The sequence below is a fragment of the Pseudomonas fluorescens genome (assembly GCF_000802965.1).
GTDB classification, from domain to species: domain Bacteria; phylum Pseudomonadota; class Gammaproteobacteria; order Pseudomonadales; family Pseudomonadaceae; genus Aquipseudomonas; species Aquipseudomonas fluorescens_A.
Genome location: NZ_JSAK01000015.1, coordinates 150,354 through 171,484 on the forward strand (window position 1 = coordinate 150,354; position 21,131 = coordinate 171,484).

Annotated in this window: 23 protein-coding genes; 3 read left to right on the top strand and 20 right to left on the bottom strand. The window is 56.0% G+C overall.

Annotated features, from left to right (window positions below; genetic code table 11):
• Positions 1-47: 47 nt before the first annotated feature.
• Complete coding sequence (gene gabP, locus NL64_RS13195; RefSeq protein WP_034148517.1) at positions 48-1,439, top strand: GABA permease; 1,392 nt, start codon at positions 48-50, stop codon at positions 1,437-1,439.
• 73 nt (positions 1,440-1,512) lie between these two features.
• Here gabP and NL64_RS13200 read toward each other — a convergent pair whose 3' ends face one another.
• The 4 genes from NL64_RS13200 to NL64_RS13215 form a co-directional block, all read right to left on the bottom strand.
• Positions 1,513-1,965 (bottom strand): hypothetical protein, encoded by a 453-nt coding sequence (locus NL64_RS13200; protein ID WP_034148518.1) that lies wholly within the window; start codon positions 1,963-1,965, stop codon positions 1,513-1,515.
• A 6-nt stretch (positions 1,966-1,971) separates the two neighbouring features.
• Positions 1,972-2,388, bottom strand: a complete 417-nt coding sequence (locus NL64_RS13205; RefSeq protein WP_034148654.1) for a hypothetical protein — start codon at positions 2,386-2,388, stop codon at positions 1,972-1,974.
• A 36-nt stretch (positions 2,389-2,424) separates the two neighbouring features.
• Complete coding sequence (locus tag NL64_RS13210; protein WP_034148519.1) at positions 2,425-3,390, bottom strand: alpha/beta hydrolase family protein; 966 nt, start codon at positions 3,388-3,390, stop codon at positions 2,425-2,427.
• A 71-nt stretch (positions 3,391-3,461) separates the two neighbouring features.
• Positions 3,462-4,514 (bottom strand): PDDEXK nuclease domain-containing protein, encoded by a 1,053-nt coding sequence (locus tag NL64_RS13215; protein WP_034148520.1) that lies wholly within the window; start codon positions 4,512-4,514, stop codon positions 3,462-3,464.
• 261 nt (positions 4,515-4,775) lie between these two features.
• On the opposite strand from NL64_RS13215, the gene NL64_RS13220 reads away from it, so the two are divergent.
• Positions 4,776-5,225: a hypothetical protein gene (locus tag NL64_RS13220; RefSeq protein ID WP_034148655.1), complete on the top strand. Its 450-nt coding sequence runs from the start codon at positions 4,776-4,778 to the stop codon at positions 5,223-5,225.
• Positions 5,226-5,807: 582 nt separating this feature from the next.
• Here NL64_RS13220 and NL64_RS30125 read toward each other — a convergent pair.
• From NL64_RS30125 to NL64_RS13265, 9 genes are all read right to left on the bottom strand, one after another.
• Positions 5,808-6,371, bottom strand: a complete 564-nt coding sequence (locus tag NL64_RS30125) for a hypothetical protein (protein ID WP_155292752.1) — start codon at positions 6,369-6,371, stop codon at positions 5,808-5,810.
• A gap of 6 nt (positions 6,372-6,377) precedes the next feature.
• Positions 6,378-7,022, bottom strand: coding sequence for a hypothetical protein (locus NL64_RS13230; protein ID WP_034148522.1), 645 nt, complete (start codon positions 7,020-7,022; stop codon positions 6,378-6,380).
• Positions 7,019-7,843, bottom strand: coding sequence for a TIGR04255 family protein (locus NL64_RS13235; protein WP_172668669.1), 825 nt, complete (start codon positions 7,841-7,843; stop codon positions 7,019-7,021). The genes NL64_RS13230 and NL64_RS13235 overlap by 4 nt, the downstream gene beginning before the upstream one ends.
• Positions 7,844-8,202: 359 nt before the next feature.
• Positions 8,203-8,394 (bottom strand): helix-turn-helix transcriptional regulator, encoded by a 192-nt coding sequence (locus NL64_RS29600; RefSeq protein WP_080757964.1) that lies wholly within the window; start codon positions 8,392-8,394, stop codon positions 8,203-8,205.
• A 273-nt stretch (positions 8,395-8,667) separates the two neighbouring features.
• Entirely contained in the window at positions 8,668-8,886 is a 219-nt protein-coding gene (locus tag NL64_RS13245) for a hypothetical protein (protein WP_034148525.1), read from the bottom strand.
• A 554-nt stretch (positions 8,887-9,440) separates the two neighbouring features.
• Positions 9,441-10,289 carry a hypothetical protein gene (locus NL64_RS13250; RefSeq protein ID WP_216594569.1) on the bottom strand — a complete coding sequence of 283 codons (849 nt, stop codon included), beginning with the start codon at positions 10,287-10,289 and terminating at the stop codon, positions 9,441-9,443.
• A 331-nt stretch (positions 10,290-10,620) separates the two neighbouring features.
• Positions 10,621-11,070: a hypothetical protein gene (locus NL64_RS13255; protein ID WP_052321244.1), complete on the bottom strand. Its 450-nt coding sequence runs from the start codon at positions 11,068-11,070 to the stop codon at positions 10,621-10,623.
• 395 nt (positions 11,071-11,465) lie between these two features.
• Positions 11,466-11,663, bottom strand: a complete 198-nt coding sequence (locus NL64_RS13260; RefSeq protein ID WP_155292753.1) for a toxin-antitoxin system protein — start codon at positions 11,661-11,663, stop codon at positions 11,466-11,468.
• 245 nt (positions 11,664-11,908) lie between these two features.
• Positions 11,909-12,745 (bottom strand): hypothetical protein, encoded by an 837-nt coding sequence (locus NL64_RS13265; protein ID WP_034148527.1) that lies wholly within the window; start codon positions 12,743-12,745, stop codon positions 11,909-11,911.
• 847 nt (positions 12,746-13,592) lie between these two features.
• Between NL64_RS13265 and NL64_RS30130 the strand changes: the two genes are divergently transcribed.
• On the top strand, positions 13,593-13,754 hold the full coding sequence (locus tag NL64_RS30130; RefSeq protein ID WP_155292754.1) for a hypothetical protein: 162 nt from the start codon (positions 13,593-13,595) through the stop codon (positions 13,752-13,754).
• A 4-nt stretch (positions 13,755-13,758) separates the two neighbouring features.
• Here NL64_RS30130 and NL64_RS13275 read toward each other — a convergent pair whose 3' ends face one another.
• From NL64_RS13275 to NL64_RS29605, 7 genes are all read right to left on the bottom strand, one after another.
• Positions 13,759-15,750 carry a hypothetical protein gene (locus NL64_RS13275; RefSeq protein ID WP_034148529.1) on the bottom strand — a complete coding sequence of 664 codons (1,992 nt, stop codon included), beginning with the start codon at positions 15,748-15,750 and terminating at the stop codon, positions 13,759-13,761.
• A gap of 3 nt (positions 15,751-15,753) precedes the next feature.
• On the bottom strand, positions 15,754-16,974 hold the full coding sequence (locus NL64_RS13280) for a hypothetical protein (RefSeq protein WP_034148530.1): 1,221 nt from the start codon (positions 16,972-16,974) through the stop codon (positions 15,754-15,756).
• A 357-nt stretch (positions 16,975-17,331) separates the two neighbouring features.
• Positions 17,332-17,508, bottom strand: coding sequence for a hypothetical protein (locus NL64_RS30990; protein ID WP_367379619.1), 177 nt, complete (start codon positions 17,506-17,508; stop codon positions 17,332-17,334).
• 462 nt (positions 17,509-17,970) lie between these two features.
• Positions 17,971-19,773, bottom strand: a complete 1,803-nt coding sequence (locus tag NL64_RS13290) for a DUF927 domain-containing protein (protein WP_034148532.1) — start codon at positions 19,771-19,773, stop codon at positions 17,971-17,973.
• Positions 19,760-20,641 (bottom strand): toprim domain-containing protein, encoded by an 882-nt coding sequence (locus tag NL64_RS13295; protein ID WP_034148533.1) that lies wholly within the window; start codon positions 20,639-20,641, stop codon positions 19,760-19,762. The genes NL64_RS13290 and NL64_RS13295 overlap by 14 nt, the downstream gene beginning before the upstream one ends.
• Positions 20,638-20,859, bottom strand: a complete 222-nt coding sequence (locus NL64_RS13300) for a hypothetical protein (RefSeq protein WP_034148534.1) — start codon at positions 20,857-20,859, stop codon at positions 20,638-20,640. Before NL64_RS13300 ends, NL64_RS13295 begins: the two co-directional genes overlap by 4 nt.
• Entirely contained in the window at positions 20,852-21,127 is a 276-nt protein-coding gene (locus tag NL64_RS29605) for a hypothetical protein (protein WP_080757966.1), read from the bottom strand. Before NL64_RS29605 ends, NL64_RS13300 begins: the two co-directional genes overlap by 8 nt.
• Positions 21,128-21,131: the final 4 nt, after the last annotated feature.

Sequence of the window (21,131 nt, forward strand, 5' to 3'; positions counted from 1 at the left end):
CACAAGCGGGATGCACGCATTCGCTTTTCCTTACAAAGGTAGTTTCAATGAGCAGTACCCAAAGCTCTAACGGCCTCGAACAGGGGCTCAAACCGCGGCATGTCACCATGCTGTCGATCGCCGGGGTTATCGGTGCCGGCCTGTTCGTTGGCTCGGGCCACGCCATTGCTGCAGCAGGCCCGGCCGTGCTCCTGGCTTACGCCGCCGCCGGCATGCTAGTGGTGTTGGTGATGCGCATGCTCGGTGAAATGGCTGTTGCCTCGCCGGACACGGGCTCCTTCTCGACATACGCCGATCGCGCGATCGGTCACTGGGCCGGCTTCACCATCGGCTGGCTGTACTGGTGGTTCTGGGTGCTCGTCATCCCGTTGGAAGCCAACGCCGCCGCGACTATCCTGCATGCCTGGTTCCCGGGCGTGGACATCTGGGCCTTCGCCCTGGTCATCACCATGCTGCTGACCGTCACCAACCTGTTCAGCGTTAAGAACTACGGCGAGTTCGAGTTCTGGTTCGCCCTGATCAAGGTTCTGGCGATCATCGGCTTCATTGTCCTTGGCGTCATGGCCATCTTCGGCTTCCTGCCAGGCAGCCAGGTGAGCGGGGTATCACACCTGTTCGACACCCAAGGCTTCCTGCCAAACGGCATGGGCGCAGTATTGGGTGCCATCCTGACCACCATGTTTTCCTTCATGGGTACCGAGATCGTGACCATCGCGGCCGCGGAATCGAAGAACCCAGGCAAGCAAATCTCCAAGGCCACCAACTCGGTGATCTGGCGGATCGGCTTGTTCTACCTCGTATCGATTTTTATCGTCGTGGCCCTGGTGCCATGGAACGATCCGGTCCTGGCCAGCCTTGGTTCTTACCAGACCGTGCTTGAGCGCATGGGCATCCCGAACGCCAAGATGATCGTCGACATCGTGGTACTGGTCGCCGTGACTAGCTGCCTGAACTCGGCGCTCTACACCTCGTCCCGCATGTTGTTCTCCCTGGGCAAGCGCGGTGATGCACCAGCCGTTTCCACCCGTACCAACAAAAGTGGCACGCCATACTGGGCGGTAATGCTGTCCACTGGCGCAGCGTTCCTGGCAACTTTCGCCAACTACGTCGCCCCGGCCGCGGTGTTCGAATTCCTGCTGGCCAGCTCCGGCGCCATTGCGCTGCTGGTGTACCTGGTGATCGCGATCTCGCAACTGCGCATGCGCAAGCAGCGTATGGCTCGCGGAGAGAAAATCGTCTTCAGCATGTGGTTGTTCCCGGGCCTGACCTACGCGGTGATCGTGTTCATCGTCGCAGCCCTGACCATCATGCTGTTCCAGGACGCCCACCGCGTGGAAATCCTCGCGACCGGCCTGCTCAGCGCTCTGGTGGTGGCTTCCGGTTTGCTGGTTGCTCGACGTCGCAAGGTGCAGAAAGCGGGTGCAGTGGTACTGAACTGATTCGTACCGCATGACGCAAAACGGCCGCTGTCAGTGATGACAAGCGGCCGTTTTTGTTTCTGGCGGTGAGTATTTACTCGCCTTTCTCTTCCGGCGCATCCAGCGACTCTCGATAAGCGTCCAGTGCAATGCCGAAATCGGCGATGAACTGCGGTTCGCTCAGCCAGGCCTGGGCGGTCTCGCGGTCCATGCCGTCGGCCCACATGCGGTAGTCGATCAGCATGTCAGCGGCCAGGTGGGTGGCGGCCATGCCTTCGTCGTCGGCGTTTTCCATGTCCAGCAATTCAGGATGGTCGACGATGATAAAGGCGAGATCCGAGAGTAAAACCGAGAGCATCTCGCCGCGGCTGACGGCTTCCGCATCGCGCATTTTGCTGAACATCGCCAGGGTGTATTCCGGGATCGGCTCGGCGAGGTGGCCGAGGTCATCGTCCAGCGCGGCGGGTTTGCGGCCGTGGATATTGATTTGTTTAGCTTTGGCTTTTGCGCGCTTGGCGCGTTTCTGCTGCTTGTTCAGGGAGGCCATGGGAACTCAGTTCGGTTTCTGTTGGGTTTGCGCGGCGATCGCGTCGGACGCCGCCACGTAGTCAGCCTGGAAGGCGGGGGATTCGATCCACGCCAGGGCACCGGCTTCGTCGGTTTCGGTGGACCATTGGCGATACTCGATCAGCGCAGCGAGGATGAAGTCCATCGCGCCTTCTTCGCCTTCCTGCTCGTAGACCAGTTCCAGCAGCGGGTCTTCGAGGAAAGCCGTGCACAGGGCTTGCTGGCTGATTTTTTCGGCGTCGATCATTTTCTTGAACAGTTCGGTCAGGTCCACCGACTCGAAATCAATGCGATCGTCATTCGGATCCAGCTCGACCGGCGCGGCAGCACGTTGGGTGCGGTTCTGCTTGGCCTTGGCCTTTGCGCGAGTGGCGCGTTTCTGCTGCTTGTTGGCGGAGGCCATGGGCTTCATTCCGTAATTCGTTGAAAGGGCAGAGGGCTAGCTGCGAGGCACTGTCCGCCCGGGTGTGTCGGGGGGCAGTTCGCCGGTTTGCAGCCAGGACAATGCAATGGGCCATAGTGTGGCTTGGTATGCGCTGCGAAAAAAGGCGAAATGTCCGACTTCTTGTTCTCCGATGTCTTCGGGGGCAATGCGCAGGTGAGTGTTTGTGCTGCCGGTGAAGTAGCCGAGCAGGCGTTCGATGGCAGGGATTGTGCCGTAGGGATCGTCGCTGATGCTGATCGCGAGGGTTTTTGCGGTGACGCTGGCGAAGGGCAGGCGATCGTTGATTACGCGGCCACTTGGGCGAGTTTCGTAGCGGGCTGTGGGCGTGCTCCAATCGCGCACCACGCCCGCGGGCGTGTCTTCCAGCCAGCCGAGGCGTTTGCCGGGAAAGTAACCGCACATCATCGTCACCAAAGGCATTACCACATGCCACTTGCCAAACATCCGCCAGCGATGGGCGGGCGCATAGTCGCGCCAATAAGCGAATTGAGCGCCAACGGTCACCAAGCGCCGGATCATATCTCCCGAGGCTCCCAGTCCCGCTGCACAGCCGCCAAAGCTGTGACCGACCACATCGACAGGCTGACCGGGGAATTCTCGCTGTGCGCGCTTGAGCATGGCCTCGAAGTCCAGCGCGCCCCAGTCTGTCCATGAAGCCCGAAGCCCTTTGATCGAGGCCGGACGCGATTCGCCGATACCTCGGTAGTCATAAGTGATGACATCGAAGCCGTTGGCGAACAGATAATCGGCGAAGCGTGAGTAATGCCGGCAGCGGACCGAGGTGGCGGCGTTGATGACGACGACGGGCCGAGTGGTGTCCTGGGCCGCGTGCCTCCATGTGAAACCACCGAGTGCGAAGCCATCCGCGGCGGGCTCCTTGAAGGGCTCGCCAAGGGCATCTGCCGTCAACGGCAACTCGATTTGAGTGGAGGCCAGTGGTGGTGTTTCCTGCAAATTCATCGGCGCCGTTCCTTTGCGGATAGCTGCCAACGATAGTCTTCGAGTTGCAGATGAACAATCCACCGGAACCATCACTGATTTTGATTGAGCCGTTCTTCCAGTACCGCCCGCTCTCGATCCAGCTCCGCACGCAACTCTTCTTCGCTGGGCAGTACTAGCTGGTATTTGCTGGCAAACAATTGTTCGTTGCCCTCCAGCACCGAGTAACGCACCACGGACTCATCCTTTTGTGCGCAGAGAATGATGCCGACAGTGGGGCCGTCTTCCACGCCGCGTTTGAGGTCGTCGTACATGCGCACGTACATATCCATCTGGTCCACATCCTGATGGGTCAGCTCACCGCGTTTGATATCGAAGATGACGAAGCACTTGAGCAGGTAGTTGTAGAACACCAGATCGATGTAGAAGTCCTTGCTGTCAGTGCTGATGCGCTGCTGGCGAGCGATGAAGGCAAAGCCTTTGCCCCGTTCGAGCAGGAAGCCCTGGAGCTGCTCGATCAGTGCTAGTTCGATCTCACTTTCCTGAAGTCTGCCCGCGTGGGGTAAGCCAAGAAACTCCGCCACCACCGGATCACGAATGAAGTCCCGAGGGCTGCCCTTCATTTGCTGAATATTGACCGCGGCCTCTTGCTTGACGGCGCAGCGGTCGCGGCTGGCCAACAGGCGTTCGTAGTAGAGCGTGTTGATCTGGCGTTCCAGTGCCCGGCTTGACCAGTTCTGGCTGGCTGACTCGTTCATGTACCAGAGACGAGCGCTTGCGTTGTCGACTCTCAACAGTCTGCGGTAGTGGGTCCAGCTCAATTCGTGACGCAGTGCGTCACGAATGGGAAAGGCTTGATAGAAAAGGCGCATGTAGCGAAGGTTGGAGGCATCAAAGCCCTTGCCAAACTCCGCTGTCAGCGCCGTTGCCAGAGTCGACAGCAGTTGTTTCCCGTAACCCGCCCGCCGAGCCCCTTCCTGCTCGAACTCAACGATATGCCGACCGATTTGCCAGCAGGTTTGTACTTGAATGGTATCGACTGCACGCAACACTTTCCGGCGTGCCTGGCGGATCAATTCGCCGGGATTGCCAAGCAGTGAATTGATTTGTGGGTCTTGGGTGTCGCCGGGTTTCAGCGCGCTCATGAAGACTTCCGCATCGGTTTGATCAGGCAGAAGAGAATGGCAAAAGGGCTTGGGGCAAAGATGCAGGGCGACGCTGAGAAATCGGCCAGAAATACCGGGTTCGCTTGCAGGACGGAGCTGACACCGGGTCAGATCCTGGGAGTGCCTCATGTAGTACGTTTCGTACTCAACCCAAGGTTGAATCAATCTAAAACACAACCCTTCAGCAGCCAATCAAACGTAGGTAACGAATGGGTTCTAAAGAGCCCGGGAGTCACCATCATGAAATTCTTCCATTCACTGATGTTGCCCATCACCGCCTTCAGCGTGCTGATGTTTCCAGCTGTGTTGCCTGCCGCCAGCCTTGAGCCCATCGACAGTTCGGCCGTGCAGGTTCAACGGCAGGAGCAAAACGGGATTACTTACCTGTCCGGCGGTATAGGTGAGGATGAGTCAAAGGCCATCCAGCAGACCACTGGCTATAACCTGCACATGACGTTCTCTGTCGGGGCAGGGAATGAATACATTCCTGATGTGAGCGTAGTTATCCAGAAAGCCCAAGGTCAGACCGTGCTGACGCTGAATGAAGCTGGTCCACTGGTGTATGTGAAATTGCCTGCCGGCAAATACATTGTCGTCGCGACACGCAATGGTGAGGAGCGGCGTGACACTGCGGATGTTAGCAGCGGCGCTGCTCGCAATTTGGTCTTCCATTGGAATGGTGACAGTTAGGGAGCGGCGAGTCGCCAAGCCTGCTTCCATTTCCGGCAGGCATAAAAAAACCCTGAATCTTGCGATTCAGGGTTTTCGGTATTTGGTGCCAGAGACGGAATCGAACTTTATATCTAACTTACTGTATTTGTTTAACAATCTGTATGTGGAAAATGTAATCTACTCACAAATCTACTCGCTTTTCACAATCTTGCATCGTTTTCCCATCATCAACGCGTCACCGCCAAGAGTGTTTTCGTAGTCCTGTCAGTCGGACAGACGGTATCAAACTAGCGGCTTTGGACTTCCGAGTTTTGAGGCTTTGCTCAACGGCGTCGCGGGACTTATCGCCGGCCGGTACCAATTCACGCAATCAGCCTTGGATGGTGCGCCCATCTCTACCCAAGCTTCGTAGCCATCGACATCGATCAGCACCCGACCATCAGGCGCCTTTCGCCAAACGTAATCTTTTTCCCAGGTGCCGTCAGCGATCTTTGATCGAATCGCGGCCTCTGTGTATCCCGACTCACTGGAAAACTTTCTGACCGTCACATAACGCAAGGCACATACATCTCAGGCAGAAGAGCGCTATCATCAATGTACCTATTGATTCTCATCTGCTTTCGCCCACTCTAAAGGCAAAGATTCGCCAGTAACATTGCCATCAGCGTCCACTGCATATACATGCAGGGCTTTCGATAGCATGCGGCTGTAACCGAGAGAAATCGACCGCCTCTCAGTTTTGTGGGTATCGTCATCATACGCAACAATTTCGGCATGATTTTCATTGCCGGGGTAGTCGCCGTTGGCTTTGACCTTTTCTTCCCAAACCTGCAAATAGATACAAGCGCCTGGCTTTGGTACTGGGACTGGAGATTTGCCTACAATTTTTAAAAGGGAGACAGTTATCTTGCCGACACCCTTAACATCTCGTGCAGGCCGACCGGGCCGTTCGATGTCTCTCTTAACGACAACAATGGCAGGATGAAGACCGAGCGTATCAATCCGAGTTACAGAGGTATTAGGACGACGAAAGATGCTCGGTGATCCCCTATTGGTATCAGGCACCCATTCCTCTTCAACTATTGCACGGATAACTGTTTCATTATCGGCAAGCAATACCTGCCTAGCCGGATATTCTTGATCCGGCGATGAATTAGAGGTCATGTATGATTAAAGCTCGGCTATCAATCTGTAGAGGCCATTATCACCAATGGCGAAGACCTCATCGTGCTCATCCGTGGCCAGTTCAATCTGGTGATCTCCAAAGGACATGTCCAATGTAGATCCATCTTTAAGCCCCCAAGAGGTCACGATCTCACCATAGAATCCAAGGAATATATGGATGTCTGAAGGTACTTCGCGGTTCTTTTCCAAAAAGCTCACGAAGTTGATCAGCGATGAAAGAGACATCGCCTTTGAACCCTCACCGTCCCAATTGTCGAGAGATCGCGCGAGCCGCGAGAGCCTGGCGACTGAAGGGTTGCTGAGTTTTTGTCCGGCCATAACAAGATATGCAGCCTTCGCAGCCATTTCCATGGTGAGCACGCTCGCCAGACTTGGATACGCTGAGACGGTTTTCAACCGTTCCGAGTAAGCAAACTCAATCAACTCCGCGCTGCTTGGTTGGCTTTTCGAGTTGGTAGGACTAACCCATCCTGCCTTCATCAATGTCCAAAGATGGCTCAGTGCGTCATATCCGCGTTGCAAAACGCTATTACCACCCAAAGTAATACTTATGGACGTTGACGTGCTGCCAAATGCCGCTGCGCCAGCGGTGAAGTACGCTGCACTGCTTGTGGCCCTATAAGCGTTCATCCCTGTACCTCCACTGGCACCATCTTATCTCTGAGCGGTGCGGACAGATTAACGAAAACATCGTGAATCACATCGCGTGCTTTGGAGAAGCTTTCCATAATGGGCTCAACCCTTGGCTCGATCAGGCCGTCAATTATCACCACATTTTCTAAAATGAAAGCTCGGCCGCCGTCGATTTCGCCTTGTGTCATCTGTAATTGAAGTGACCCGAATTTCAACGGAACGATGATTTGCGACATAGGTATATCAATAAGGCGATCCTCGGCATGGGTGAGCAAGACCGGTGGTAGATCTATTCCAAAGCCTAGGACATTCTTCAAAAACTGCATATGAGTCATGTCGTCAGTCAGATCTTCACGGAATGCGTCGATGTAACGTAGGGTCAAAGAGTATCCGCCTACTTTTGCTTTCTGTGTTTCCAACAGAATTCGAACGCCATGCTCCACTACCGGCCTAAAGTCGTCCCATGATTTGTACGGTTTAACCGCGTTCGCAGTGAAAATTCCGCTGCCAATTTGAAAAAGCGTAGACGGCAGGTGTTCCCGATTTTTTTCAGTTACCCCCGAATAACGGTAACGAACGATCGGCGCTTCTGCGGGCGCGGGAAATCCAGCCGGCATCAACCTCTCAGATTGCCCATAACCAATCGAGGTCATCGCGCTGTTCATTTCTGGTAGCTGTTGATCAAATGCGACTTGGCTCCCTGGAAAAGGGAAGCCGGGAGGGAAGCCAGGCGGCAAACCAGCAGGCAAAGACAAGTCCTTCCAACGGAGCTCGGCTACTAGCTCTACGAGTGGTGGATTATCGAACCGTTCATTCATGAGGCGTGGGATGTCCTGAAATTGAGGGAATCGCATCATCTCCATGCGACCTACCGAAGAAAGGCAAATTCACTTTTTCGGCACCATCATGAAGCACTCCGTTTGCTTCATGATGGTGACAAAACAATATCACCTGATGGTTCATCGTGGCTATATGTAGACGTGCATAAGAAGGTTGGACCGTGGCTTATGAGCCGGAGAAAGAGGCTCAAGTCACGGTCCTGACTTCCCGTTACGATAGGGCAGATATCTCAACAAGCGTTATGTCTGTCGGGGAAAAAACGTTGGATAGCGATTAACGAAAAGCCCGGCCCCAGCGCCAAGCGTTGTTTCCTGACTAGGCCCCGCCTTCAAGCCATTCAATCGCCTGGGTTTAGATCGAACATCCATTTAGCGATTGTTGATTGACGCCAGGCCACCGAGTTAGGGCCTAGTCGAAATTGCTTGGGGAAGGTGCCTTCCCGAATCCGGCGGTAGATTGTGGCGCGACTGAGGCCGGTAATATGAAGTACCTCATCAAGGCGTAGAAAACGATCAATGCCCTCTGTCATCTTCTAATATCCCTCAGCGCTGGCGGTGTTTGCCGCGGTCTACCAACCCTCGGCACCTTGTTTTTCCCATCGCGACACTCACGCAGAAACTCCCGCACGTCTTCCTTAAGCCAGCAGTGTCTGGTGCCCATCCTGAAGCTCTTTGGCAACCAGTCCACGCCCCGGCGCATTCCCTCTCTGACCGACGCCTCAGTTCGGCCAAGCATCGTTGCCAGGTCGGCAACAAACAACACTTCGCAGTCATCGTCCATACACGCCCCTGCTGACGTCGGTTCAAACAGTGCCTTGTGACTTGAGTCTGGCCAGCCCTTGATTGATATGCCCGGCGTTTTCGCCGATCACGTCCAAGACAGTCCGGATATTGTCGCCGGCCGCGACATGCCCTTGGCTTTCGACTAACAGGGTCAGCTCCATTAGTGCGGCTTCCAAGGCGAGCTGGTTGTGATACATGCGTTCAAGCACATCCGGGAGAGAGTATTCAGGGGTAGGCATCGCTTCGACTCCATTCGAGAAAAACAAAGCGTAGCAGCGCTGGTTCGATCGGGGCATGAAACAAGCTGCTCACTGCTCACTGCTCGGCGGCTATTTTCAACCGGTGAAATGCGCGATGCCTGGGGGGTTGTGTATAGCCATTGTTTAAACGATGCCTGGGGGGGGTGTGTATAGCCGGCGCAGGAGCCTATTCAGAAGCGACCAGATTGACCTATTTCACATGAACTCGAGTGTGGTCCCCGCGCCACAAAGTGGCGTTCCCACCACCCTGATTCCGGGGCGAGGTCGGAAATTGACCCAGTTCATTTCTGGGGATTGTTTTCACAAATGAGAGCCGGCGCTAACGTGTTGGGATCTACACAGAGTGTAGATTTCAACACTCAATGGAGATAACGGTCAGCCTGGCTCAGCGAGCGGCCATCGTTAAAGGTCTAGCGCCAGTTCGGGCCGAAACGCACCTGGGGTAGGTTTCGTCTTATGCCTGTCTCACATTCCGCCAAAGCGTGGTCAAAGTATTAGCATTCAATCAAACACTTGAGACTGGCGCGGATAGCTCAAGCGGTGCGGGGAAAGACGTTCACTAGGAGCCCGTATTCTGGGAAGAAGGCAGCGTAAAAACCTTCCGCGAGAACTAGTTTGGCCGTAACTTCTGCCTCGTCTTTGTAACCAGCTTTTTTGAGCTCACATATAAGCTCGTCGGTAACTGCAACCAGCCGCCGCTCCAAGCATTCGAGGCGATCATGCTCGATGTCCATTTGGATAACTGAGAATACGTTGTGCCCTGACGCCACCGTGCCACCGCCGAGCGAGCCGTATGTAGTTTCATCCTTGGTAAGGAAGAAGGCGTTGACATGGACTTTTCTTAACGCAGCGCGCTCTTCATCGGTGAGCCTTTCCCCTTTCACGCCTTGCATGACCCAGCGAGCAACCGAAGCTGGCCAGTTGCGATGAACTGTTTCCACGATTTCGCTGTTCGTCCACGAATGATGGTCGTAAACATCGATCGCATAAAAATACTTGTCAGTGATTCTGGCGAAGAGCAAAGGGCCTGCCCTTTCGACAAAACCGTTTTTGATCTGAGTTCCAAGGTGTAAGTGGTAAACCCCCCAATCGTTCAGCATCAGGTCTGTTTTTGTCGTTTTTTCGATCAGCTTGCTCAGGTGCGGGGTTAAATCTTGTCCATCCTTCACTTTTTGCTGAATTAGATCCCAACCAGCTTGGTGTGTTGCGGGGCACCGGAAGGTATCCGATACAAGTAGCGTCCTGGGCTTGGTGGGTATGCGTCTTTGTGCTGCGTTGAAGTAATGAACGGGGACATCCGTAGTAAGCCCTGTTGTGTCCATCCCCCATTCATTACTCATTATTTCTTTGAGTGTGTCGTGCCAGTCTGCCTTGAAGTTCATGATCAATTTCATTAGGGCGCCCTCGATTTGCGCATCCTGATCCTACGTATCCGCGGGCTTTTGTGAAGGGCCTCCAACGCTGCCGCGTCACCTCCGTGGGCTTGTTCGGAAACTAACCACCTTGCCAGTGAAAAACAATGTAATACCGTGGAAACCAGAGTGGAAATCTTACGTTTGGCAACCAGTGAAAATGACGCGATACGGCATGGAATTAGGCTTTGGTACCTACTCCTGACTGGCAACTATCTCTGGCAACCGCCTTGGCAACCTTGTCGGTCAGGTTTGCTCCAGGATCACGCAGGAGGAGGCGAACCTGAGGGGGCGCCAGCTGTTAGCCAGGTTCAACCAATGTCAGTTTGATTCCAGCCAAATCTAGACGCGCCGTCACTGCGCCTGTTTCAAAGCACCAGTTCCCGGGCATAGTTGTTTTAAGGCCAAGGTCGACATCGAGGAGCCTTGCTTCCTCTTTGGTGATATGGGCAATTTTTAGCGTTCGCTGAAGCATGAGGGCAACCTCATCGACAACTTTGCCAGCCCAGAACATCCTGAAAGCTTGGTCACGGATCAGTGAGCAGGGGACAAGGTGTTCTGTGTGCCCAGTCCCTTTTTCAGAAACCCCATAGAGGATGAAGCTTGAGTGGATGAGGGTATCGAATATCCTGGAGTGCACACGAGCCGCGCGGGGCAACAAATCCTTTTGCTCTTCCCAGTGATGTTTCAGTACCCAAGCTGCTCGCTCGAATGCGCGTTGTTTCAGGTCTTCTGGCGTATAGCTGGACACGTAGCGCTTCCTTAGCTGGCGGGCGAATGCTCTGCCGCAAAAGGTAACCGCTCTTGCTCCTCGGGTGAAGATGGTGACACGCCACGACAGGTGTAAAGGTGGCAACCATTGGGGGAAACCACCAACCAGGTTCGCGCCCGCTCTGCGAACCAGAGGTGCGAACCGCGGTGCGAACTAGCTGCGGTATGCATTGGCGAGTGCGTACGTTTACTGCGTACCGACCTGCGTACCAATGGCCTGCTTACAAGGTCGTAAGGATTTCACGCGATCCAGAGTGCGTGAAATCACTGCGTGAAACAGCGCGTTTTGCTGTAACAGACTCTGTAACAGACTGCCATGTTACAGGTCGTCAGCATCGGTCGGTCTGGTGTCGGAGCTTTCCCTTTTTATGGACATCAAAAATCATCAGAGTTGTCCCTCAACAGCTTCTCCTCGATGGCCAGACGCACGAATTCAGAGCGATTACCCTTGGCGGCGTGTAGCCCTTCGCTAGGGTGGCGAATCAGTTGGTCGATGACGCTCACGGTTTCAGCCCCCACTGATACGATCAATCGGGTTTTGGCCTTACCGTTGAACATACGGTTTTTACTCATGCCTTCGCCTCTCTGCGGATTGGAAGCATCACCTGAAAACTTGCCTTGGTTCCCGCTCCAGAATGGTAACCAACCGTGGTAACTCGCGTGGTAACTCGCGTGGTAACCATCGCCCTGGTAACCTCCATAACTGCCGCTTTCCGTGGATACCGAAGTGGATACCACCCGGTTGCCAAAGATTCCGCTGATGGGTGACCTCGCATTGCCAAAATGCCTTTTACGTGACTGGTGCCGGTGTTTAGAGGTCAATGATGAGCGCGAAGCGCGTCCGTGAAAGCAGTGAGACTTTCATTCAGATACGCATCCAAAATGGCGGTCCTCTCCGAGAGTACATCGCATAATCTGCCAGGGGAGTTGGAATGAGCGAGGTTTTCACCACCACCAACAAGCCTAAATCCCTCACACGTTAGGTTGAATATCCCCGCAGGAACGAACTCGTAATGAGAAATCGTATCCCGAACTGAACGACCATTTTCGGAGGAGAGCACAAAGTCAAAGCTGGGTTTGTGTTTTTCGTAAACTTGAAGAAGTGGCTCATGTATTTCCGGGGCAGCTTTCGGCCGGTTTAAAGCCTTCGGCAAATCCTTGAATGAATTACATTCAGTCCTGAAGTATGCCGCTAAACCTGCAGCGAAATATTCCAATGTGCGTCGATAAGCGTAAACAAATGCGTGGTATTCCACATCGAGCTTTTGAGTGTTTCCGATCGCGTGGCAGCTGCCTTTGGGAATTTTTGAGAGGTCTTGGCGCCCTAAGTAGGTTTCCACCTCGCTCTCGATTTCGCCAATGCGGCACAGGTGGTACTCCACTGCTTTCCTGGCTCCTTGAGTGTGACCGAACAAGCCTTCCGCTAATCTCAAATACCACTTCATCGATCTTTCATTCTGTCGCAGCTCTGTCACCCAATCCGGCTGGGGGTTGGTGAAGTAATCATGAAAAAGGGTGAAGCCATATCGCTGATCCTCCGTAACTGCCGGGATGCCAGCGATCTCATTTACCTCAACGACGAGGTTGCCAATTCCATCAGGCATTATTAGACGAAGCATACTTGCCATTGCCTCTGGGATTACTCTTTCGTTCACTAAAGCCATCCTGTTTCGCGAGCTATGAATTTATGGGTGCCGGATGATCTGGTTGGCACCAGCGACTTAACAAAACTTAACCTTTTTTCAGCGCGAAAACTTGTCAAAATTTGACATTGAAATGCTACGGAAATAGCAGTGTCGGGCGAGCTATCGAGCTTTGGTCAACCCGTCAGCCTGTTAGTAAATGTTAGTGTCCAGGCCGGGGCGCGGCCCGCCAATCTGTTAACAATTGTCAAGGTTGCGCAGCGCTGGGAACCGCCATCTGTCGGTCAGTAGAGGCATGTGAAGGCAGAGTGCTATGTCGCTGCTAATTTTGAAGCTATTGCAACCGATAGAGAGGCCTAGGAAATGGCGACTCGACTCCAAGAGACTAACCGCTTTGAGGCAGTGGGAAATTCCGGTCAGCGCTACATAATCGTTGAGTCAACACAGCAGGTCTCATTGGATGCAACGAAGGATGGCAGGACGCTTTGGGCGGACGGTTCAAGATTTCTTAGAGCGCTGAATTTTGGCCCGGTCAGCCAAATCAGTGATTCAGAGTTCGTAGTTTTTATCAGTGGCGAAAGGTTGAAACGGGTTTGATGCGGGCTGGGAACCGCTGTGAACTGGTTACTTTTACTGGTTACCGAAGCGCGACTAGCCCGATTAAAGGTCAATCTTATTGACCTTCCTGGTGCCTCTGAACGGCTAGACTAACTGACGAATAGGGTGCCGGTCGGGCAGGTGGTTCCAGCCGCGGTGGACTGCAGTGGTCGAAACATGGATCGACGTTTTGGTCATCTCAGTAAAAAAGCCCACTTCAGCGGGCTTGGTTGAGTGAGGGCGTTATGCCTAGGAGGTTCGTTTGAGCCAGCATCTGCTGCATGCACTCCAACTTTCAGCCGTATTCATCGGCGTTCAACTGCTGGTGAAGCTAGAGGACCTGCTGACCTATCTGGCCAAAAAGCACCTCCCGAAAGGCAGCAGGATCAGGAAAATCGTCCTGATCAACCCCGATGAAGACTGAGCGACTACTGTTCCGTGATTCCCAGCAAGCCTGGCGCAGTGAGCAGTGGCAGTAGGCTTTGCTGTGGTCGGCGCGGAACGTTAATTTTCATCGATGGATTCAAGGCTGCATTGGCGTCTGCCATTTGTTTCACCTTCCCGGCCCCTGACGCGACTACATCCAACAAACCAGGGAGCACCGGAAGTTTTTTCAGAACGCCCAGCGGCATGCGCAGGTAGTTGGGGAATGTGCTTGAACCTACTGGCTTCAGCGGCGCGTTATGGATATTTCCGGCAGCCCGGAGCGCGGCTTGGTAGTCTTCCCAACCATCCTTTCCAAACAATGCTTGGCCTTTTTCAGGGCCGATCTTATCCAGCGCTTTACGCATGCCATTGACGGAGAAGGCACCTCCGGTTTCGCTCTGAAGCGTCGAGGCGTCGCGTATGTAGACACGAGCGGCATCCTGCAATGAGCTCATAATCGGCACGCCGCGCTGCTGTTCAAGCAAGGAAAGGTTTTTGAGCTGATCGACCTTCATTTTCCCAACAAGAGCAGGCAAATCCTCGGGCGCGTAATTGCCCTTCAGGATTTTCTCGATCAGGGGGCTGGCTTCCTGAAAGCGGAAGCGGTCAGCTGCGGCGCCCCTGGCCTCCTTAAATGCATTCGACAGGTCAGCCTGAGCGCCTGTTGGTGACGCACCGTGGCCTTCAATTTCGTTGACCAAGTGCTTCTTGACGATCCCTAGCGCCTTAGCTTCAGCCGGATCGTTCGTGCCGTAGATGCGCCCATTCAATGCCTGGAGACGCTGCAGGGCCGTTCCCATTTCAAACGGTTCCTGGCCCCCAGTAGCTTTCTGGAACCATGACAACGTATCTGCCGGTAGCTTCGAGCCGAGCATCTGCTGATCGAGTTCAAGCGAGGCATTGTTTACGAACCGAGCTGCATCGAGGGGGATGTCACGACCTGCAGTGTTACGCGCAGCCTGATACAAATTGTCGGCTTTCGCTTTGAGCGTATCATCATAGCCAGTCACGGCATTTTGCAGCACCCGGCCGCGCTCATAATCGGTAGCATCTCCGGCTCCCTTCGAAACCTGCTGCAGCAATGAGGTGTTTGCATCCTTGAAGCGTGCAGCGACCTGGCTGTCGACGGTGTTTAGGTTGTTTGCCTTCCACCAGTCTTTGGGATCACGCGTCACCCAGCCGCGCATAGGGGTGATTTCTAACTTGTTAAAATCTGCCATACGCGCGAGCTGATCAGTATTCACCAGCCCGATATCGTCCATATTGCGCTTGGCAATTGAAATCATCTGATCTTTGGTGGCCTGGGGCAAAGAGCTGTAATCGATGCCATTTTGCGCAAGCTTCGTAGCAATCTGTGTTTCAACAGGCGCGACAGGCGTGATCATAGATTTAACGCCGCCAGCTACTTTGCCGATCCCTCTCCCAACTGCCATACCTAAACTCCCGCCCACAGCGCCAGTCACTGCGTTAGTGGCGCGAGTAGCAGCATCACCAGGCTGAGAAAGTACGCCAAAGGCTGCCCCACCGCCTGCTGCTTGCTTATAGCTCCCAGGATTGATCAAGGCATTGCCAGCCCCCTCAACTAGACCACCAACGGTCTTTACCGCTGGCATGGCGCGGGCTGCGCTCGCCGCTTGGATCGCTTTGCCGCCGGCCTGCAGTCCTCGACCACCCAGGTATGCAAGACCAATCTGACCGCCGATATTGCCACCGAGGCCTGCCGGGTCAGACATCAGGTCGTCATCCGCGCCAGGGGCGCGTTGCCAGCCACGCGGCCAGAGCACTCCACCGAGGCCGACACCTTCCATCAGGTCAGCCACAGCCTTACCTGCGCCGAGCGTGCCTTTTTCAAGCCAGCCACGCCCCTTGAGGCGATCTGGCGGCGAATTTTGGCGCTGAGCCGAGGTCGCTTGAACTTGAGGCTGCTCGGCAGATTGGGCTGCCTGTTCTTGCTCCAGGCGCATGCGAAATTCAAATTCTTCATGTTCGGTCATGGTTTATTGCCCCTGACGCCGTTTGAACTCTTGGTAACGGGCTTCTTTGTCCGGATCGGAGAACGAGCCCGCTTGCGGCATAGTCATAGGCACCTGAGGCGGAGCATTGCGTTGCGTGGCTTTTTCCGCGCCGCGGCCGGCCGGTATCGCCATGTCCCTTTCTGCTTGCCGGCGTGCGACTGACTTCTGCTTTATCACTGCTTCGCTGTCACCCACCACTGGGAAAAAGGTGCGAATGTTGTTATCCACTTCGCCCGGTGTCGCCGCAGCCCCAGTCTTGGCGCGCAGGAAGCCTTCTGCCCACTGCCGTTGCGTCTGGGCGACGAGCTGCGCAGTCTCACCGGCAAGCGCGTTGGTATAAGGGCTGTTGGTGAGTGCTACCCGCGCAGGTGAAACTTTCCCACCGACTTTTTCAAGAGTGTTGGATGCGTCGATCATTTGACTCAGGTACAGCGTGCTCTTGCCTTCCGACTCGGTGAGTTTGGAGGCCGTGCCATCCTGAAATGGTGCGCCATTCTGCGTAACCACGGGTGTAGCTTGTCCAGTCCCTTTGTCGACTCGATAGGTAGTGCCGTCGGGGCCGGTAATGATTTGGATGCGCTGAGCTTCTTTTTGGATTTCGTTGGTGTTTTGAAGGATGTTGTTCTGCTGCCGCTGATTCTGGATGCCAGCCCAGCCCCTGGCATCTGTGGCCCTCGCTTCTGGCGACATGCCGACGTTGAAGGATTGGCCTGCAGTTGGGATGACAAAGCGCTTCTCGTTGCCGAGGTCCACCTGCTGCGGGGCAACGTAGGAGTCGATGGCCTGCCCCACAGGCCGACCAAATTCGTCGTATTGCATGGTTTGTTTGCCGCCGTTGGCACCCGGTACCTCGACGGTGCGCGCGACCTTGGACTTATTTGCATTCGGGAGCTGGGAATACTTGAGCAGGGTGTCCGGATCAAACCCGAGCGGCGCAGCAGCCTTCCAGTCGAACGTGGTGTTGCCCTGATCATCTGTCACGTAAAGGCTTGGGAGTGCTTGCATTTGACGTTGAGCCAATTCTGCCTTCTGCCGCTTAAAGGCGTTCGAGCTGGCTGCCGAATATCCAGCAATTCCGGACAGGCCCGCTGCGCCCAGCGTATTTACAGGCCCACCGCGCCCAGCCGTCGCCGCCGCGCCAAACGCAGCCGAAAGAAGGCCTTGGCCTTCCGGGGTTTTCACGAAATCGAGTAGTCCGTCCATATCAGCTCCACGTGGTGCGATGCTGGGCCATCATTTGCTGACGGCTCGGGAGAGGGGAGGCTTGAGGGCCTTGGGTAAGTTGACGAAGGGTCATGCGACTAAGACCTCCATAGGAAGCAGAGGGCGACGTTCCGCCAGGGCGATCAGTGCGGCGTTCGCTTGTACGCTTCCTGAGCTCGCTGCGATGCGCAGGCGCTCATAAGCGGCGCTGATCTCTGCGCGGGTTGGCTTGGTCTGGTGACCTCGGATCTTGGTACTTGTGGTCATCCTAATTCTCCGACGTAAGGTTATAACCTAATAAGGCCAGATTTGATCAGATTAGGCCTGATCTGTACGTTTGTACAGTAGTTTGAGTTGTCACTTGTCCAGCTTTTGGGGCTGCTCCATCGTGGTTTTTTCGTAGATGGCGCGCAGGTCGACACCAACCAGGCAGTAACGGGCTGTCGGCGCATAACAGGCTCGACACGCCATGATGTGGTTGAGGTATTGGTCGCGGGCGTGGCGCCATTCAGGCGTGGCGGTGGCGGCGCTCATATGGCGGGATGTGGCAGGGGCACACTCGATAGTGTGAGGGGGCGTCGATACTGGTGAGGGCTTTCCTGATGGCTCTGACGCAAGGGGTGGCGGCATGTGATCGAGCAGGCCGGAAAGTAGACTCATGCCGTCACCTCACCCTGATTGCTCCATTGCCCATATGTCTCTCTAGAAAAAAATCGGGGGAACGGGGGAACAGTGGGAACAACCAATGTTTCCGGGGCTTTCAGAGGGGGATTCCGTTCCCCATGTTTTTTTGTGGGGAACAGTGATAACCAAACGTTCAGAAAGACTTGAGGTTCTATATTCAAAAACATGTTTGTGTTCCCCCTGTTCCCCATACATTCAAATAGGGGGAACGGCTACAGCCCACGGTTTTACTGGCTGTTCCCCCGTTCCCCCTGTTCCCCACGTTTGTAGGTTCCTATGAACTCGGGCATTCGCATTTGATGGCGATGGTGCTCATGCGCCGCCTCCTTCGCTGTCCAGGGCTTCGGGATCGATCACGTACAGGCGCGCCGAACCGCCGGCGGGGATGCGGTACTTTTTGGTTTTGCGGCTATCCCGGTCGGTGTCTCGCTTGGCCAGAGCCCCGCCGATCTCTAGCGCCTTGATCACGCGGGTGAGGCCGAACCCGTGAGCGGCTTCGGTGAGTGCGGACTTGTTGAACAGGTAGAGCCGTTTGCCCGCCACCAGCTCCCAATAACCTGCGCGGTTGAAGACCTTGGCGTCGACCTCAGTGGCGTCGACATCGGAGAACCGGCTGCTGCCGTGCTTGTCGATAAAGTCGATGATGCCGGCCAGGATCTGGCGATCCTCGGCGTTACCCCCGCCGACACGGGAGAGCCATTCGCCATAGAGCAGGCGGCAGTCGGCGAGGGCGGTACCCGGCTCCCAAGGCAGCAAGCCATAAGCGATGGCCATTTCGCCTGCCAGCGCGATCACGGCGAATCGGTCAGCCACTCGTCCAGCTTGGGCGTTGTCCTCGACGAACTGGGCGCGAATGCCGTCAAAGTCGCTGAGCAGGCCGGGCTTGTCGTCGGCGGCAACCAAGTGCTCCACAAAGGCTGGCCCAAGGTGACCATGGTGGGCGCCGACAGCAACGGTGAGCTGACGGTGGAAGTCCGCCCCCTCGAGCCCATGCAATTCATCGAAGGCCCGGTGCGTGCGGGTGCCGGCGTTCACATCGACCATGCGCAGTTCAGCGCCGGCGTGGGCAGCATTGCCGGATATTGCAGCGTGCTCGGAGAGGGAGCGCTCGCCGCTGGAAAGTGTCAGCAGCCGCCAGCTCAATTTTGCACGGCCTTCACGCTCTCGGGTCATGGTGCCCTTACCCTGGCCGTTGGCGAGGGAGTAGGCCATTTCCTGCACCCGTTTAGGGTCGGCGCGCTTGATCTCGTCCAGCGGCAAGATGGTGTCGTTACGGCTCGACGCCTCGATCTCCAGTCCGCCCTTGGTCATATCCCAACTTGCCGCGAACACGCCCGGGTCACCCCAAACCGACGAGCCGATCAGTTGCGCCAGCGATTTGCCGCTTGAACTGTCGCCCACCAGGTGAACACCACCACCCAGCACGCCGACCAAGCTCAGCAGAGGGCCGGCCAGCGAGCAGCCAATCGCCAGTGTCAGTACCGGATTGCCCGCGCACTTGGAGGCAACCTCCGACTGCCAGAGCGCCAACTCGCCTCGCTGACTGAAAAGTACTTGTGCCTTGTTGCTGGCTTGGTACCGCACATTGGCACTGCCGATCGTTCGCCCGGGCAGCACGAACGCGCCAGATTCATGCCAGCCTGGTCGGCAGGTGGTGGCGAACACTTCGGCGGGATGCTGATCGAGCAGGTACTCCATGAACGTGCCGCGCTTCTTCAAAGCTATGATTACGCCCATGCCGAACAATGCGCGCCGGGCGTCCTCTCCGCTGCCGCCGAATACTTCCATGGCGATGATCCATTCCTTGATCCCGCCCTCGGTGACCAAGCGAAGCAGCCGGCCCTCGCTGCCGTCGTCACTGTTGGTGGTGCGCGCTACGACCGTGACAGGGGTGGAGATCCACTCATCAGTGATCGGCTGGTCGGTAGCGTCGTTCTCCGCCTCATCCTGATCCGCAGCGCTGCGCTTGAAGCTGTGTCGGTATACGCCGGGGCGCAGCTTGCGACCGTTCTCATTGATCACCCAGTGCTCGTACACAGCCCAGCAAGGACGAGCAGGGGCGATGGTCGCGGCGTCTGGCCGAAGGTTGATTACGTTGGTATCAGGCTTGGCCATTGGCGAGCTTCCAGTTTGCGAGGTCGTTGAAGTCGGTAAGGTCATCGGGCGCATTCTCTGGCCACTCGGGGAAAGCCACTTGAGCACCCACTGCTGCCGCGGCTGCGTTCGCTGCAGTGCGCCCCGGGTTACCGTCGGTGAGTCGGTCATCGTCGCCGGCAATAACAAATGGCTGGTCCGGGTAGCGCGAGCGAAGGCCCATTGCTGCGGGGGTCAGGTTGCCCGCGTTCATGGCAGCGGCGACGACATAGCCGCCATGTTCGTGAAGGCTGGCGCCTGTCGCCCATCCTTCGCAGATGCAAAGCACAGAACCCGGTTCGATGATGCCCAGCGGCGAGTAGGTACCCTTCACGCGGCCACCGGGCAAGAAACGCTTAGCGCCGTCCGGGGCAATTCGTTGCAGATTGACCAGGCGACCATCGAGGTACAGCGGGACGAGAAGATCAGCGCCACGCTGACGCAGACTGTGGGGGCGAACTCCTTTGGCGGTGAGATAGGGGTGATCAGGTGCCGCGCGCCGTGAATTGCACCACCAACGGTTGGCCAGTTCGGCGGCCTGCTGCTGGCGCTGGTGCTGCTCGGCCTCCCGCTGGCGCCTGGCCTGCTCGATGCGCTGGCGCAATTGTTCGGCCTCGCGGGCGTCCACCGGCTCGCGGCTGCACCAAGTGTTGGAACTACCCATTTTCCAGCTACCGAACGCGCCCGAGGCGATGCCATCGGCAAACAGGCAATACCAGCCGTTGAGCGTGCCGGGCTTGTCGTCGGGCACGCGAAAGCGGTGAATGCTGCCATCGGGCACAGGGAGCCAATCAAGCTGCCCATAGACCGACTGGAGCGCCTTACGGAAAAGGATCGTGGCGTCAGTCATGCCGCGCCTTCCGGTTCGTATCGCGACAGCACACGGCCGATCTGCTTGATGATTACGTCGACCTTGTTACGGCTGTGTTCGTCCGTCGCGCAGTCTCGTAGCTTCACCAGGTCGCTGAATGCACCGATCAGCAATGCGTGCCCAAAGTCGTCCATGTGTGGTGGCACGTCGTCGCGCACGATATTGGTGAGTGGGTCGAACTGGATCACATCACCCATGGTTGGCACCCCCAGCGAAAGCGCGGCAAACCCGGCCGTTGTTCACTGCGTGCCAGTGCGTGATGTCGTCGATTGATTCAACGAGACAGGCCGTCACTTGAGCGTCAGCGCTACGCATAACAACGCGTCCACACTCGGCGTCTGACTCTGTCAGGAACGGGCCAAGCAACGCCTTCAACGCTTTCGGATGGGTCACATAGAACAGCTCTGTGGCTTTTTCCGGGCAAGCCGAGTTCGCACCGGCTGATTTGCAGGTTTGGTTGTTCATGGTG

What these genes read in the sequence shown, in the direction of transcription:
- gabP (WP_034148517.1), top strand. Translation starts at nt 48, where the DNA reads ATGAGCAGTACCCAAAGCTCTAACGGCCTCGAACAGGGGCTCAAACCG.
- NL64_RS13200 (WP_034148518.1), bottom strand. Translation starts at nt 1,965, where the DNA reads ATGGCCTCCCTGAACAAGCAGCAGAAACGCGCCAAGCGCGCAAAAGCC.
- NL64_RS13205 (WP_034148654.1), bottom strand. Translation starts at nt 2,388, where the DNA reads ATGGCCTCCGCCAACAAGCAGCAGAAACGCGCCACTCGCGCAAAGGCC.
- NL64_RS13210 (WP_034148519.1), bottom strand. Translation starts at nt 3,390, where the DNA reads ATGAATTTGCAGGAAACACCACCACTGGCCTCCACTCAAATCGAGTTG.
- NL64_RS13215 (WP_034148520.1), bottom strand. Translation starts at nt 4,514, where the DNA reads ATGAGCGCGCTGAAACCCGGCGACACCCAAGACCCACAAATCAATTCA.
- NL64_RS13220 (WP_034148655.1), top strand. Translation starts at nt 4,776, where the DNA reads ATGAAATTCTTCCATTCACTGATGTTGCCCATCACCGCCTTCAGCGTG.
- NL64_RS30125 (WP_155292752.1), bottom strand. Translation starts at nt 6,371, where the DNA reads ATGACCTCTAATTCATCGCCGGATCAAGAATATCCGGCTAGGCAGGTA.
- NL64_RS13230 (WP_034148522.1), bottom strand. Translation starts at nt 7,022, where the DNA reads ATGAACGCTTATAGGGCCACAAGCAGTGCAGCGTACTTCACCGCTGGC.
- NL64_RS13235 (WP_172668669.1), bottom strand. Translation starts at nt 7,843, where the DNA reads ATGAATGAACGGTTCGATAATCCACCACTCGTAGAGCTAGTAGCCGAG.
- NL64_RS29600 (WP_080757964.1), bottom strand. Translation starts at nt 8,394, where the DNA reads ATGACAGAGGGCATTGATCGTTTTCTACGCCTTGATGAGGTACTTCAT.
- NL64_RS13245 (WP_034148525.1), bottom strand. Translation starts at nt 8,886, where the DNA reads ATGCCTACCCCTGAATACTCTCTCCCGGATGTGCTTGAACGCATGTAT.
- NL64_RS13250 (WP_216594569.1), bottom strand. Translation starts at nt 10,289, where the DNA reads ATGAACTTCAAGGCAGACTGGCACGACACACTCAAAGAAATAATGAGT.
- NL64_RS13260 (WP_155292753.1), bottom strand. Translation starts at nt 11,663, where the DNA reads ATGAGTAAAAACCGTATGTTCAACGGTAAGGCCAAAACCCGATTGATC.
- NL64_RS13275 (WP_034148529.1), bottom strand. Translation starts at nt 15,750, where the DNA reads ATGACCGAACATGAAGAATTTGAATTTCGCATGCGCCTGGAGCAAGAA.
- NL64_RS13280 (WP_034148530.1), bottom strand. Translation starts at nt 16,974, where the DNA reads ATGGACGGACTACTCGATTTCGTGAAAACCCCGGAAGGCCAAGGCCTT.
- NL64_RS30990 (WP_367379619.1), bottom strand. Translation starts at nt 17,508, where the DNA reads ATGAGCGCCGCCACCGCCACGCCTGAATGGCGCCACGCCCGCGACCAA.
- NL64_RS13290 (WP_034148532.1), bottom strand. Translation starts at nt 19,773, where the DNA reads ATGGCCAAGCCTGATACCAACGTAATCAACCTTCGGCCAGACGCCGCG.
- NL64_RS13295 (WP_034148533.1), bottom strand. Translation starts at nt 20,641, where the DNA reads ATGACTGACGCCACGATCCTTTTCCGTAAGGCGCTCCAGTCGGTCTAT.
- NL64_RS13300 (WP_034148534.1), bottom strand. Translation starts at nt 20,859, where the DNA reads ATGGGTGATGTGATCCAGTTCGACCCACTCACCAATATCGTGCGCGAC.
- NL64_RS29605 (WP_080757966.1), bottom strand. Translation starts at nt 21,127, where the DNA reads ATGAACAACCAAACCTGCAAATCAGCCGGTGCGAACTCGGCTTGCCCG.